Origin of the sequence: Micromonospora coxensis (assembly GCF_900090295.1) — a bacterium.
GTDB lineage: Bacteria > Actinomycetota > Actinomycetes > Mycobacteriales > Micromonosporaceae > Micromonospora > Micromonospora coxensis.
In genome coordinates this window covers 6561696-6575413 of sequence record NZ_LT607753.1, presented here as the reverse complement: position 1 = coordinate 6575413, position 13718 = coordinate 6561696, and the positions used below count along the sequence as shown (strand labels likewise).

13 protein-coding genes and 1 pseudogene are annotated in these 13718 nt (G+C 73.6%); 1 reads left to right on the top strand and 13 read right to left on the bottom strand.

All coding sequences use genetic code 11. The features are described 5' to 3' along the window. Nucleotides 1-103: 103 nt before the first annotated feature. The 3 genes from GA0070614_RS29150 to GA0070614_RS29140 form a co-directional block, all read right to left on the bottom strand. Nucleotides 104-1315 (bottom strand): low temperature requirement protein A, encoded by a 1212-nt coding sequence (locus GA0070614_RS29150; protein WP_088978954.1) that lies wholly within the window; start codon nucleotides 1313-1315, stop codon nucleotides 104-106. Between the two features lie 165 nt (nucleotides 1316-1480). After that, nucleotides 1481-1774 (bottom strand): hypothetical protein, encoded by a 294-nt coding sequence (locus GA0070614_RS29145; protein WP_088978953.1) that lies wholly within the window; start codon nucleotides 1772-1774, stop codon nucleotides 1481-1483. A 201-nt stretch (nucleotides 1775-1975) separates the two neighbouring features. Then, the gene (locus tag GA0070614_RS29140; protein ID WP_088978952.1) at nucleotides 1976-2938 is read right to left on the bottom strand and encodes a helix-turn-helix domain-containing protein; all 963 of its coding nucleotides are present in this window, start codon (nucleotides 2936-2938) and stop codon (nucleotides 1976-1978) included. Nucleotides 2939-3009: 71 nt separating this feature from the next. Between GA0070614_RS29140 and GA0070614_RS29135 the strand changes: the two genes are divergently transcribed. Then, nucleotides 3010-4059: a saccharopine dehydrogenase family protein gene (locus GA0070614_RS29135; RefSeq protein WP_088978951.1), complete on the top strand. Its 1050-nt coding sequence runs from the start codon at nucleotides 3010-3012 to the stop codon at nucleotides 4057-4059. 102 nt (nucleotides 4060-4161) lie between these two features. Here the strand turns inward: GA0070614_RS29135 and GA0070614_RS29130 are convergent, their stop codons facing one another. The 10 genes and pseudogenes from GA0070614_RS29130 to GA0070614_RS29085 form a co-directional block, all read right to left on the bottom strand. After that, nucleotides 4162-4605, bottom strand: coding sequence for an SRPBCC family protein (locus GA0070614_RS29130; RefSeq protein WP_088978950.1), 444 nt, complete (start codon nucleotides 4603-4605; stop codon nucleotides 4162-4164). A gap of 23 nt (nucleotides 4606-4628) precedes the next feature. Further along, complete coding sequence (locus GA0070614_RS29125; RefSeq protein WP_088978949.1) at nucleotides 4629-4979, bottom strand: ArsR/SmtB family transcription factor; 351 nt, start codon at nucleotides 4977-4979, stop codon at nucleotides 4629-4631. Then, nucleotides 4976-5437: an SRPBCC family protein gene (locus tag GA0070614_RS29120; protein ID WP_088978948.1), complete on the bottom strand. Its 462-nt coding sequence runs from the start codon at nucleotides 5435-5437 to the stop codon at nucleotides 4976-4978. The genes GA0070614_RS29125 and GA0070614_RS29120 overlap by 4 nt, the downstream gene beginning before the upstream one ends. 180 nt (nucleotides 5438-5617) lie before the next feature. After that, complete coding sequence (locus GA0070614_RS29115; protein WP_088979734.1) at nucleotides 5618-6544, bottom strand: hypothetical protein; 927 nt, start codon at nucleotides 6542-6544, stop codon at nucleotides 5618-5620. A gap of 5 nt (nucleotides 6545-6549) precedes the next feature. After that, nucleotides 6550-6735: a hypothetical protein gene (locus tag GA0070614_RS29110; RefSeq protein WP_088978947.1), complete on the bottom strand. Its 186-nt coding sequence runs from the start codon at nucleotides 6733-6735 to the stop codon at nucleotides 6550-6552. Nucleotides 6736-6788: 53 nt separating this feature from the next. Beyond that, nucleotides 6789-8861, bottom strand: coding sequence for a glycosyltransferase family A protein (locus GA0070614_RS29105; RefSeq protein ID WP_088978946.1), 2073 nt, complete (start codon nucleotides 8859-8861; stop codon nucleotides 6789-6791). Between the two features lie 51 nt (nucleotides 8862-8912). After that, complete coding sequence (locus GA0070614_RS29100) at nucleotides 8913-10025, bottom strand: alpha-hydroxy acid oxidase (RefSeq protein WP_088978945.1); 1113 nt, start codon at nucleotides 10023-10025, stop codon at nucleotides 8913-8915. 6 nt (nucleotides 10026-10031) lie between these two features. Further along, a pseudogene (locus GA0070614_RS29095) lies at nucleotides 10032-12438 on the bottom strand (SAM-dependent methyltransferase). 40 nt (nucleotides 12439-12478) lie between these two features. Then, nucleotides 12479-12760, bottom strand: coding sequence for a phosphopantetheine-binding protein (locus GA0070614_RS29090; protein WP_088978944.1), 282 nt, complete (start codon nucleotides 12758-12760; stop codon nucleotides 12479-12481). Between the two features lie 55 nt (nucleotides 12761-12815). Beyond that, nucleotides 12816-13718, bottom strand: a complete 903-nt coding sequence (locus GA0070614_RS29085; RefSeq protein ID WP_088978943.1) for a hypothetical protein — start codon at nucleotides 13716-13718, stop codon at nucleotides 12816-12818.

Genomic DNA, 13718 nt, shown 5'->3' with positions numbered 1-13718 from the left:
CCACGTCGACGGTGAAGACCGTCGATGTCGACCTGCTCACGGGGCCGACCCGTTCCCCGGGCTCCGGCACGCGCCGGTCGCGCCCGTGCGCCGTCCGAGCCGGTCAGTGCGCCGGGGAGGGGGCCTCGGGCGGTCGGCCGGCGGCGTGCTGGGCGTCGGCGAGCGCGACGCCGGTCAGCACGAGCGCGGCCACCACCGCGGCGGCCAGCGGCGGGGCGAAGTACAGCGGCACGGACGCGACGGCCAGGGTGGCGATGGCGACCACCCGCCGCAACGACAGCCGGTCGAACACGACCCGTTCCAGGCGGATACGGCCGTAGAGGAACAGCGCCGGCCCGCCGAGGATCACCGCCAGCCACGCCTGTTCGGGCGGATCGCCGGGGTGGGTGAGCACGATCTCGTAGCCGACCGCGGTGGTGACGATGCCGATGACCATGACGACGTGGGCGATGCCGGTGGCACGCCCGGCGGCCAGCCGGTCCGTCGCGGCGGCGACGGCGTCGGCGAGGACCTGCCCGGAGCGGTAGAAGTAGATGCGCCAGAGCAGGACCGTGGACAGGTACGCCACCACCAGCCCCGCCGAGGTCGCCGGGGTGATCGTCTGGTTGGTGAAGGTGACCCCGGCGGCCAGGACGGTCTCGCCGAGGGCGATCATCAGCAGCTGCTGGTAGCGCTCGGGCAGGTGGTGTCCGCTGTCCATGGCCCAGGCGCTGACCGGCGGGCGGGGTCTGCCCGGCAGCGGCCACCGCAGCTGGGCGGCGACGATGTCGATCGTCACGGCGAGCGCCCACAGGACGGCGCGGGCGCCGCCGGCGGTGGTCGCGCCGACGAACCAGAGGATGCCCACGCCCGCGCACCAGGGCAGCGACCGCAGGTACAGGTCGCGCAGAGCGTGTCCGGCCACACTGGGCAGCAGGACCAGCGGACGCAGGCAGTGCAGGGCCACGTACGGGACCACGTACGCCCACCCCCGGTCGACGAACGCGCCCGGCAACGCGGAGGCCATGACCAGCAGACCGAACGCGCTGGCCAGCACCACCCATTGGATCTTGCGGCGGCGAGGGTCGAACCAGCTGGTGATGTGTGCCGTGGTGATCCACAACCAGATCAGCGGCATGGACAGCACCAGCAGGTACACCAGGGAACGCCACCGCACGACCGGCGACTCGGCGGTGATGTCCCGCACGACGCGGCCCACCACCCCGGAGAGGGCGAACACGAGCACCAGGTCGACGAAGAGTTCCAGGAAGTTCGCCTGCCGCACCTTCTCCCGGCGTTCCAGCAGGTCCCGCGCTCCCCCTCTCCGACGCCCCATGCCGCCATGCTCCCGGCTGCCGTCCCGGCGGCACGCGCACTTCGCCGTGGTCCACCCGGTGGAAGTCGGCGTGTCCGGCTGCGGACCTCCGGTCACCACGATGGTCCCGGAGCGCCTGCCGCGCCCCCCGGGTCCGCCGCCCGCCCGAACCCGGTCGTCGGGCGGTCAGCCGAGCCCGCGGTGAGCGGCCCACATCGCGCCCGCGCGCCGGGCGGCCTGGTCGACGAGGGCCGCCAGCTCGGGCCGGTCGGGCAGGGGGAAGGAGACGTACGTGCCGCGGCCGCCGGCGGTCGGTCGGCCGTACGCCTTGGCCGCGAGGCGCCCGTCCGGGAGCAGCCGGACGTTGAGTGTGGTCAGCTGGAACTCCTCGCCGCGTCGCGTGTCGGTCCAGCGGAGCTCTTCGGGGACCGTGACGTTGATGGCCAGGGCGCTGACCTCGGGAGGTACGTCGCCACTCATGACGGCATGATCGCACGCGGGCCGGCGCCGGCTGATCCCGCGCACGTCAGGCGGGCAGCCACCCGGCCCGGTTGAGCGCGAAGCGCAACGGCCGGCCGGATCCTGGCCACGGTGCGAGGGTGGGCAGCCGCGTCATCCGCGCGGTGGCAAGATTCGCGGCAGCCGGTCGACGCGCGGTCGGGCCGGCGGACGGCGGCCGCGTCACCCCGAGCGGGCGGGAGGTCCGGTCGATCGGAAGGTGCGACGGTACGCCTCGGGCGGTACGCCGAGCAGGCGGTGGAAGTGCCGGCGCAGGGTGGTGGCGGTGCCCATGCCGGTGCGGACGGCGATCGACTCGATGCCGGCGTCGGTGGTCTCGAGCAGCTCCTGGGCGCGGTGCACCCGCTGGGTCAGCAGCCACCGCAGCGGGCTGGTGCCGGTGACGGCGTGGAAGTGCCGGGCCAGGTTGCGGGAGCTCATGTTCGCCTGCCGGGCCAGGTCCTGCACGGTCAGGGGCTGGTCGAGCCGGGCGCTCACCCACGCCAGCAGGTCGGCGAGGACGGGCTCCCGACTCTGCGCCAGCGGGGCGGGGATGAACTGGGCCTGCCCGCCCGGCCGGTGTGGCGGCACGACCAGGGTACGGGCCAGCGTGTTGGCCACCGCCGCGCCGTGGTCGGTCCGGACGATGTGCAGGCAGAGGTCCATCCCGGCGGCCTTGCCGGCGGAGGTCAGGACGCGGCCGTCGTCGATGTAGAGCACGTCCGGGTCCACCCGCACCCGGGGGTGTCGCGCGGCCAGCAGGGCCGTGTGGGCCCAGTGGGTGGTGGCGCGTCGCCCGTCGAGCAGGCCGGCCGCGGCCAGGACGAATGCGCCGGTGCACAGCGACACGACCCGCGCCCCGCCCTCGTGGGCCGCCCGGACGGCGTCGACCAGTCCGGTGTGCGGCGGGTCGTCGACGTCGCGGATGGACGGGACGATGACGGTGTCCGCGGTGGCGAGGGTGTCGAGTCCGTGCCGGACGCCGGCTCGCAACCAGCCGCCCACCTCGGCGTCGTCGTCCGGGCCGCAGATGGTGAGGGCGTACCACGGATCGGCGAGGCCACGGTCGGTGCCGAAGACCTCGCACGCGGCGGCGAGTTCGAACAGCGGCGTTCCGTCGGCGACCGCCAGCGCTACCGAGTGCATGTCCGAAACTGTACGGGGCATGTCGTTGCGGCCACTGGCACGCCGTCGTCGCGATCACGAAGCTGGACGTCGTGACCACGCAGAACACGAAGGTATCGAACCCGGTCGTCGCCGTCGTCGGCGCGTACGGGCACACCGGCCGGTTCGTCGTCGCGGAGCTTCGACGGCGCGGCTTCGTCCCGATCCTGTCCGGCCGCGACGCCGACCGGCTGCACGCCCTCGCCACGACGCAGCCCGGCTCGGAGGTACGGCCCGCGTCGGTGGACGATCCGGCCTCGCTCGACCGGGCCCTGGCCGGCGCGGCAGCGGTGATCAATTGCGCGGGGCCCTTCGCCTCGACGTCCGCCCCGGTGCTCGACGCCGCGCTGCGCGCCCGGATCCCCTACCTGGACGTCGCGGCCGAACTCGAGGCCGTCGCCGACACGTTCGCCGGATACGCCGGGCCCGCCCGGGACGCCGGAGTCGTGGTGGTGCCGGCGATGGCCTTCTACGGTGGCCTGGGCGACCTGCTGGCCACCGCGGCGATGGACGACTGGCCGGCGGCCGACCGGATCAGCATCGCGTACGCGCTCAGCAGTTGGCATCCCACCCGGGGAACCCGGGTGACGGGCCAGGTCTCGGCCCGGCGCCGCGACGGCCGGCGGGTCGTCTACGCCGACCACCGGATGCGGTACCGCACCGGCGAGGCGCCGGTCACCCAGTGGACCTTTCCGGCGCCGACCGGAACCCAGGCGGTCGTCGCGGAGTTCACGATGGCCGACAGCGCCACCATCCCCACGCACCTGAAGACGCCCGACATCCGCACGTACATGTCGGTGGCGGCGGTCGCCGACCTGCGCGCCGCGGATGCGTCGCCGCCGGTGGCGGTCGACGAGCAGGGCCGGTCGGCACAGACCTTCGTCGTCGAGGTGGTCGTCGCTCGTGCCGGCGAGACGCGTCGCGCGGTGGCCCGCGGCCAGGACATCTACGCCGTCACCGCGCCCCTGGTGGTGGAGGCGACCCATCGGGTCCTGACCGGCCCGGACGCCCCGGCGGGGGTCTTCGCCGCCGGGGCGCTCTTCGACGCGCGGGACTTCCTGGGATCACTCAGCCCGCGACACCTGACCCTCGACATCGGCTAGGTCGCCCGCGCCCTCGGCACGCCGCGCCGCGTCGGCCGACCCCACCGGCGGGGCGGTTCCCCGTCGGCGGGGTCGGCCGGAGCCGGTCGCGCGGATTCCGGTTCAGTCCCAGTCGCTGACGCGCACGTCGTGTGGCGCCGGCGCGCCCTTCCCGGTCTCCACCAACGACTTGAGGCTCATCAGGTACGTGCCCCACTTGGTGCTGCAGTGGTGCATGAACTCGACCGGCTCCCGCCAGCCCTGGTGCCGGAAGAGCACGATCGTGTAGTCGCCGTCACGGCGCAGCTGCCAGTCGATCGTGGTGCCGATCCACTCCTCGGGGCCGCCGACGACCCGCCACACCACCCGCTCGGACGGCCTCAGCTCGACGACCTCCATGTCGAAGCCACCGGCCGGGAACCGGAACTCCAGGACGCCACCGAGGTCCGCGCTGCCCTTCGTGTCGTCGGTCCACCAGCCGGCCAGGCCCTCGACGGTCGTCAGCGCGTCGTAGACCTTCTCCGTCGTCGGGGTCTCGACCCCGACCCTGTGCAGGATGTCCACCATCTCGGTTCTCCTCGATCTCGTCGTCAGTCCTGTCGGGTGCGCTGGATCGCCTCGGCGATCCGCTTGATCCGCCGCAGTCGGGCGTCCCAGGTGGATCCGACCGACGCCAGTTGGGCCACCGCGCGGGCGAGCTGGGCGTCGTCCACCTGGTACCGCTTCTCCCGGCCGGCCGGCGTCGCCCGGACCAGGCCGACCCGGTCGAGGACGGTGAGGTGCTTGGCCACCGCCTGACGGGTGACCGGCATCTGCTGGCTCAGCGTGGTCGCGGTGCCGTCGCCCTCGATGAGCAGCAGGTCGAGCATCCGGCGTCGGGTCGGGTCCCCGATCGCGGACCAGAGGTCGTCGTCGACCTCCGGGGCCAGGGTGGTGCTCATGGCCGCAGCTCCAGGGTCCCGATGTACGGCGCCAGCCGGGACAGGTAGAAGTCCCAGCCGCTGACGTGGTCCTGGTACTGCTGCTCCAGCAGCGCGGCCTCCCAGCCCATCTCGCGGAAGCCGGTCTCGGTCATCCTCAGCAGGGTGCCGCTGCCGGACGGGGTGAGGGCGAAGGTGACCAGCAGCGAGTTGCCCTCCGCCGCGACCTGGTCGGCCGGGTGCGTCCAGCGGAACGCGAACATCCGGGGCGGTTGCGCGTCGACGACGGTGAACGGCACCACCGTCCCGCCGGCGTCGCGGTCGCCGAAGACGATCTCCCCGGTCGAGCCGGGTGTCGGGTCGTACCGGGCGTCGTCGGGCCACCACTGCTTGAGGTGTTCGGGGCTGCTCACCACCTCGAAGACGATCTCGGGCGACGCCTCGACGTAGATCTCGCGCTCGATGGTCCCGTACTCCATGACACCCTCCTGCAACGTTTGGTTGCGCATGACGCTACCCGGGCAGGGCGCCTCACGCAACCATCGGTTGCACTTAGGTCGGGTACGGCTCGGAGCGGTGAGGGCGGAGGCCGCCGGCAGCAATCGGCCGCCTCCGCCGCATCAGGCCCGGCGCCACCACCTGCGGCAGGTACGGCGGCGTCAGGACGGGGCCGCCACGGCGGGGCCCCCCGCCGGGACCCGCGACAACTCGTCGCACAGGTGCGCGTAGGTGGGCGCCAGCTCCCGCCACAGCGCGGCCGCCGCGGCCCGGTCCCCGGCCACCAGCGGATGCTGAAGGGCTCCGACGAGGCGGGCCTGGTGCTCCAGGACCCGGGCCGGGCCGACACACCCGATCTCGGCGAGCAGCACGGCAGCGTCGCCGAGCCGGCGGGCGCCCCCGCTGACCGTGTACTCCACGAGGTACTTGTACTGCGAGTCGGTGAGCCCGTCCTCGACGATCCGGGCGATCCGTTCGGCGGTGGACGCGGCGTCCGCGCCGGTGAGCCACCCCAGCGCCGCGGGCAGCGAGGCGCGCAGCGCGGTGGCCAGGTCGACCTCGCGGGCCCGGCGGAACCTGCTACGGGTGATGAACGGCTCCACCGGGTACACGAACGCGTCGGTCTGCCACGCGGCGAGCAGCGAGTCCAGGGGCAGCGTCGCGTAGGGGAACCCGCGCGGGTCGTGCATCCGGACGACGTCGCCCTCCAGCCCGAGGACCAGGAGGTAGTGCTCCGTGCCGATCGCCTGCCCCAGGCCGGGATGATGCGGCAGCAACCCCATCTCGAGCGGGCCGGTGACGACCGGATCGGTCGGGGTGGCCCGCGCGATGCGGGCGATCGCCTCGTCGACCGAACCGCTGGTCCGCTCGCAGGTCCAGCCGAGCAGGTCGAGCGCCGCCGCGACGCCGATCTCCGGATTCCACCCCGCCGGGGAGAAGACCGGCAGGTCCGGACCGTGCAGCGACAGGCCGTACGGCGATCCGGTGAGCACCTCGATGGCGGCGGGACCGGGACCGGCCGGGCCGAGCGCCATGGTCAGCGCGGCGGCGTAGCAGTTCGGACCGTCGCCGACGTAGCGGACCACCATGCCGGTCACCGTCGCCCGCCGCGGCCGGCCGGGAGCGACGCGTGGTCGTCGACCACCCGGTCCGCCGGCGCGACGGCGGGCCGCCCGCCGGCCGGCACCCTGATCCGCACCTGCCCCGACCCCGGGCCGGAGGTCGACACGTCGTGGACCTCCCGCGTGCCGTCGGGGCCGGCGGTGACAACCGCCCTCATGGCTCCTCCTGTCCTGTCGTCGTGTCCATCGCCGACGGTCCCCCGGATCCCCGTCAGCGTCGCTCCCGTAGCCCGACGACCTGGCCCCGGGCGACGTCGATGTCGAACTCCGCGCCGTCCCAGACCGCGGCCGGGTCCACCTTGGGCGGTTGCTCCCGCAGCGCGTTGCGGGACTCGCCCACCCCGTCGAGCAGCCACGCCCAGCAGCGCTCCGGCACCTCGTGGGCGGCGAAGAAGTCGCGCAGCGTCGCCTGGTAGAACTCCATGATCTCCACGTAGTGGTCGGTGATGATCGCCTCGGCGACCCGCTCGGCCAGCTCCTGCTTCCGGTGGTACGTGGCGTCGGCCACCGCCGACAGGGCGGCCGGGGTGAGAAGGTCGCGGTCGATGCGGGCGGCCGTGTCGGGCCGGAACATCACCCGCAGCACCCGGGCCCGGACGGTCTCGTGCTCCGGCTCGCCGTGCGCGGCGTACCGGACGGCGTTCTGCAGCATCCACCGCAGCGGGAAGATCACCCGCTCCGGGAACGCCGTCTGCGCGAACACCTCGTCGTCGTAGTCGTCGCGCAGTTCCCGCTCGATCTCGTTCTGGATCCGGGTCATGTGCACGTACAGGCCGGTGGCGCGTTCCAGCGCGGCGCTGCGCGTCTCGCCGTAGAACACCGACTGCCGGCGGACGAAGTTGCGGATCATCTTGATCAGCCGGTCGGTCTCCGTCTCGGTGAACACCTCGGCCGGCCCGAGCCGCACCGTGCAGCCGACCGCCTGCAGGACCCGCCCGGACTGGTAGTCGCTGCCGGTGGCGATGCGCAGCCCCGGCCTGCGGAGCTGGTGCTGCCCACCGATGGCGAGGCTCCACACCCGGGCCGTCTTGAGGGCGTCGCTGGTGTCCGGGAAGACCATGCGCTCCGGCAGCCCCATGCCCGCGAAGGACCAGTACAGGAAGAGGTCGTGGCCGATCACGGTGTGCCAGCGCCACTTCTCGTCCGGCCGGACCCCACCGTTCTCCAGGAAGACCAGGGCGGCGTCGAAGCCGGAGACCGGAGCCTCGGCGAGCACCAGGTTGCGGTCCTCGAAGAGGTACCCGCGCCGGCCGGCCCGGTCGGCGAGCACGCCGAACCGCCGCCCGTACGGGTCCACCGCCGACAGCCCGACGCTCACCGTCGTGCCGTCGGCGCCGGTCAGCCGCACGGTCTCCCCGTCGGTCCGCCGGCCGGCGCGCGGCAGCGCCCGGTGCGCGTGCAGGTCGGACAGGTCCACGTCGACCGGGACGGGCTCGGTGCCGGCGGCGCACCGGCGCAGCTCCTCCGGGTCCGCCGGCCGGTAGTCCTGGAACAACCGCAGGGCGGCGGTGAACTTGTAGGTCAGGAACGGCATGACGGCGTCGACCGTCGGGTCCTCGTCCAGCATCCGCCGGATCGTGCCCACCGTGGACGGGTGGTAGACGGTGTCGCCGTCGGAGACCGCGATCGTCGCGGTCTGCAGCCGGTCCCAGCGGCCGTCGGCGCGGCACATCTCGTACACGGTGGCGATGCAGGTGTCGATGCCGAGCCGGGCGGCGTTGCCGGCGCCCGGCATGCTCTGGTTGAGGTACGCGATGCGCGCCGCGCTGGGGTTGCGCGCGATGGCGTCGGCCACGACCGTGTCGGATCCGTCGGTCGAGTTGCCGTCCACCGCCAGGATCACCACCCGGCCGAGGTCGACGTCGCGCTGGTGCACCAGCGACGCCAGGGTGGCGGCGAGGTGGGGCCGCTCGTCCATGAACTTGACCACGATGAAGATGTCGCGGCCCTCGCGCACCAGCGCCGGCACGTCGTCGAGCGGGCGGCTCTGCGCGATGCCGAAGCGGGCCCGCCGGCCGGCGAGGAACCGCTCCACCACGTGCCGCTGGCCCTGGATCACCGACTCGCGCAGCTCGGCATGGGAGCCGTCGACGAGGGCGCGGCGCTGTCGCAGCACCCGCCGGGCCTCGCTGACCTGCTCGGGTTCGAGCGGGTTGACGTCCGAGGTGTGTTCCAGGGTCAGCAGCGGACTGTCGATGGCGGTCTCCGGCGGCTGGCTCTGGTTCTGCTCGGTCCACAGACGGTGGTACGGCGCCTTGTCGGCCGTACGGACAAACGGATCCACCAGTAACCCCTCGCTATCGTCGGCACGACGGTCCGTCGGGACGCGGTCGTCCTACCTGTCGGCCGGGCGGTCGCCCGGCGGGTCGGTCGGCCCGAGCAGGTGCGGCCCGATGCTCGGCACGTCCGGGCACCCGCACACCGCCATGGCCAGGTCGAGTTCGGTCAGGTACAGGTCGAGGGCGGCGCGCACCCCGTCCTCCCCGCCGGCGGCCAGCCCCCACATGACCGGGCGGCCGACGAACGCCATCCGGGCGCCCCGGGCCACCGCCGCCAGCACGTCGGTGCCCCGGCGGACGCCGCTGTCGAGGTACACCTCGCACCGGTCGGCCACCGCGCTCACCACGTCCGGCAGCGCGGTGATGCTCGCCGGGGCGCCGTCCAGTTGCCGTCCGCCGTGGTTGGAGACCAGCACCGCGTCGGCGCCGATGCGCGCGGCCCGGTCGGCGTCGTCGGCGGCGACGATCCCCTTGACCACCAGCGGCAGCGGGCTGATCTCCCGGATCCACTCGACGTCGCGCCAGGTCAGCGCCGGGTCCACCAGGGCCCGGTTCAGCTCGTCCAGGACGCTGCCGCCGGGGGCGACGTCGGCCGGCAGGTTGACCGGGGCCACCGAGGGGGGCAGTTGGAACCGGTTGCGGATGTCCCGGTCTCGGTAGCCGATCACCGGAAGGTCGACGCCGAGCACGAGCGCGCGGTAGCCGGCCGCGGCGGCCCGCTGCACCAGCTCCCGGGTCACCCCCCGGTCCCGCAGGCAGTAGAGCTGGAACCACAGCGGTCCGGTGGCCGCCCCGGCGACGTCCTCCAGCGACACGCTGGAGAAGACGCTCACCACGTCGAGCAGACCACGCGAGCCGGCGGCCCGGGCGGTGGCCAGTTCCCCGTCCGGATGCGCGAGGCTCTGGTACGACGTCGGCGCGATGCCGACCGGCGCGGCCACCCCGGTGCCCAGGACGGTGGTGCGCGGGTCCCGCGCGGCCACGTCGACGAGCACCCGGGGCAGCAGCGTGAGCCGGCGGAACGCGTCGCGGTTGGCCCGGACCGTCCGTTCCTCCCCGGCGCCGCCGGTCACGTAGTCCCAGACGGGGCCGGGGAGTCTCGCACGGGCCAGTCGGCGCAGGTCGTCCACGCTGGCGATCCCGGCCGCCGCCGCAGGTTCGTGGGCCATCACCGGTCAGTCGGTGCCCGGGCGGGCGCTGATCAGGTAGATCCGGGGCAGGTTCGGCACGTCCGGCGGTGAGGCGTCCTCGCTCCACCGGCCGAAGCTGGCTCCCTTGTTGCCCGGTTCGAGGACCGCGTCCGCCGTCCAGCCGCAGGCGCGCATCCAGGCCGCCGGGTCGTCGGTGCCCCACCGCCACGGCGCGCCCGCGTCCGCCAGCCGCTGCAGGTAGTCCTGCATGTACGGGAACCGGAAGATGCCGGTGCCGATGACGTCGATGGCGATCCGGCTGCCCGGCGCCGAGACGCCCTGCACGTCGCGCAGGACCTGCGCGGCCTTCTCCTCGGGCAGGTAGAAGAAGACGCCCTCGGCGAACCACACGGAGGGGCGCTGCGGGTCGAAGCCCGCCTCGCGCAGCGCGGCCAGCCAGTCCTCGCTGAGGTCGGCCGGCACCAGCCGGCGCTCGCAGCGCGCCGCGTCGTCGCCCGCCGACAGGTGTTCGGCCTTGTACGCCAGCACCGCGGCCTTGTCCACCTCGTACAGCACGGTGTCGGCCGGCCAGTCCAGCCGGTAGGCGCGGGTGTCCAGCCCGGCGCCGAGCCCGACGACCTGGCAGCCGGGCGTCGCCGACTCGAGCAGGAACTCGTCGAACCAGCGGTGCCGGATCGCCAGGTACGGGTTGCCGGTGTCCGCGCCGCGCGAGGTGTGGTAGTAGCGCAGCAGGTCGGGTCCGCGCGGGCCGGCGAGCTTCTCGGCGTACGGATCCTCGAAGAGCCGGTCGGGTCGCCGGCTCTCGCGGGCCCGGGCTGCGGCCATCCACAGCGCGGTCTCGCCGACTCCGTCGATGCTGCGCGGTTCGCGGGAAGCAGTGGTGGTCATCGGGTCACCCCCAGGTAGGTGTGTCTCACGGATGGACGGGTGCTGCCGGGCCGGGCGAGGGCCGGGCGACCAGGGCGAGCAGCCGCTGCCGGTCGACCTTGCCCATGCCGCTGCGCGGCAGCCGGTCGATGGTGTGGACGTGGTGCGGCACCTCGTACGGCATCAGCGAGGCGGCCCGGCAGTGCGCCAGCACCTCCTCGGCCGTGCTGGCCGGGTCGAGCACCACGGCCGCGTGGATCTCCTGCTCGCCGTCGGGCCGCTCCGCGCCGTAGACGAACGCCTCCCGCACGTGCGGGTGCCCGGTGAGCACCTGTTCGACGCGGCGCGGGTTCACCTTGCGGCCGCCGACGTTGACGAAGCTGTCCTTGCGGCCGAGCACGAACAGGTGCCCGTCCGCGTCGAGGCGGACGACGTCGCCGGTGTCGTAGAAGCCGTCGTCGGTCAGCCCCCGCTCCGGTGTGCCCCAGTAGCCGCGGAACAGCGCCGGGGTGCGCACCAGGAGACGGCCGGTGCGGGCCGGTCCGCCGACGCCGGTGGTCGCCGTCGGGTCCGCCGCGTCGGTGGCGGCCTCACCCTCGATGCGCAGGGTGACGCCGGGGGCGGCGGGCCCGACCGACCCGGCCGGCCAGTCGGTGAGCGCCTGCGGCACGCAGGCGACCAGTCCCGCCTCGGTGATGCCGTAGATCTGCCGGATCGGGCTGCCCAGCAGGTCACCGATGCGGGCGGCGGTGTCGGCGTCGAGCGGCCCGCCGGCGGACAGCGCGGTCCGCACCCGGGTCGGTCGTCGTCGCGCCGCCAGCACGGGGACCAGCAGCTTGTAGAGCAGCGGCGTGCCGAGCAGCACGGTCGCTCCCTCGTCCAGCCCGGCGACCAGCGACCGGATGCTGAACCGGGGCAGCGTGACCAGCAGCGCCTGCGAGAGCAGCGCGGCGAGCGTGCCGGCCAGGCCGTAGGAGTGCGCCACCGGCACGGCGACCAGCACGACGTCCGCGCCGGTGATCCGGAAGAGCTCGCAGTACGCCCGGGCGCCGGCGAGCACGTTGTCGAGGGTCTGCCGGGCGATACGCGGTTGACCGGTGGAGCCCGAGGTGAGTTGCAGGATCTCGCCGGGACGGCTCGGAGTCGTCGCCCCGGCCGATCCGCCGACCGCCCCGGCAGGCAGCCGGCCCGGTTGCCGCACCGCCTCGTAGCTGAGCCGGACCGGCCCGTGCGGCGTCGAGGCGTCCGGCATCGACGGTGGGCCGATGACGGCCGGGCTCGCGAGGCGGTGCACCGGTGACCGCGGATCGGCCAGGTGCGAGCTGCGCTCCTCCAGCAGCAGGACGTCCACGCCGGCGTCGACCAGGCCGAGCACGGTCGCGATGCTCTCCGCCGTCCCGTCGACCACCACGACGACCGGGGCGTCGCGGCGCAGCCGTCGGGCCCGGTCGGACACGGCCGCGGCGGTGTCGCGGAGGGCCGCCCAACTGGTGTCGGTCCCGGCGCCGCCCGGCGTGGCCACCCGCACGGCGGGCGCGTGGGCGTCACGCGGTTCGATGAACATCCACCCTCCCTCGGTAGCCGGCCGGTCGGCGGGTCGTCGGTCAGCGCAGGTGCTCACTCACCACCGCCGCCAGTGCCGAGGGCGTCGGCTTCTCGAAGATCTCCTCCAGCAGGATCGCCTGCATGTCGGTCGATCCGACGGCGGACGGAATTCCGTCCGCGGAGACCATCCGCTGCAGCACTTCAATGGCGCGCAGCGAATCGCCGCCACTGTCGAAGAAATCGTCGTTCGGGGCCAGCGCACCGCGCTGGAGAACGTCGCCCATCACCTTTCCGATGGCGGCGGAAAGGGCGGCGGAATCCTGTGCCATGGACGTGGACATGAAACCAACCTTTCGCTGGGATTGAATCTCCGAATTCGCGCCGTCCGCAGCGCGGCTAATCGAGATCCTCGATCAGTGCCCGTCGGAGCCGGGCATAGGTGGGCGCCAGTTCCCGGAAGGTCGCCGCCGCCTGGGCCGTCTGGTGCGTCACCAGCTGCAGTTGCAGCGAGCCGATCAACAGGGCCTGCCGGTCGGTGACCGCTGCCGCGCGGCGGCATCCGATCTCCTCCAGCAGCACCGTGGCGTCGGCGAGGCGCCGGGCGCCGGCCTGCACCTGGTACTCGACCAGGTACTTGTACTGCATGTTGGTCAGGCCGGCCTCGACGATCCGCGCCGACCGTTCGGCGGCGGCGGCCGACGCCGGCCCGTCCAGCAGGTCGATCGCGGTCGGCAGCGACCGGCGCAGCGCGGTGTGCGGGTCGACCCGCCGGGAGCGACGGAAGTTCGCGCGCACCGCGTACGCCTCGACCCGGTACGCGAAGGTGTCCGCCTGCCACGCCTTGAGCAGGCTCTCCAGCGGCATCGTGACGAACGGCCAGCCCTGCACGTCGTGCGCCCGCACCAGGTCGCCCTCCATGCCGACGACCACCACGTTGTGGTCGGCGCCGATCGCCCGGCCGAGACCGGGGATGTACGGCAGTAGCCCCATCTCGACCGGACCGACGAGCACCGGCGACTCCCGGCTGGCCCGGCGCAGGACCGCGACGGCGTCGTCGGCCGAGCCGGCGCTGCGGTCGCACTCCCACCCGAGCAGGTCGAGCGCCCTGGTCATGCCGAACTCCGGATTCCACCGGTCCGGCGTGAAATATGTGTGCTCGTCATCGCCGTGAATGGAAATCCCATACGGCGAGCCGGTCAGCACCTCAATTGTCGCGGGCCCCGGTCCGTCATCCCCGAAAATGATGGAGAGCGAGTTCGCCGTGCAATAGGGGCCGTTGCCGAGATAACGAAGCGCCAT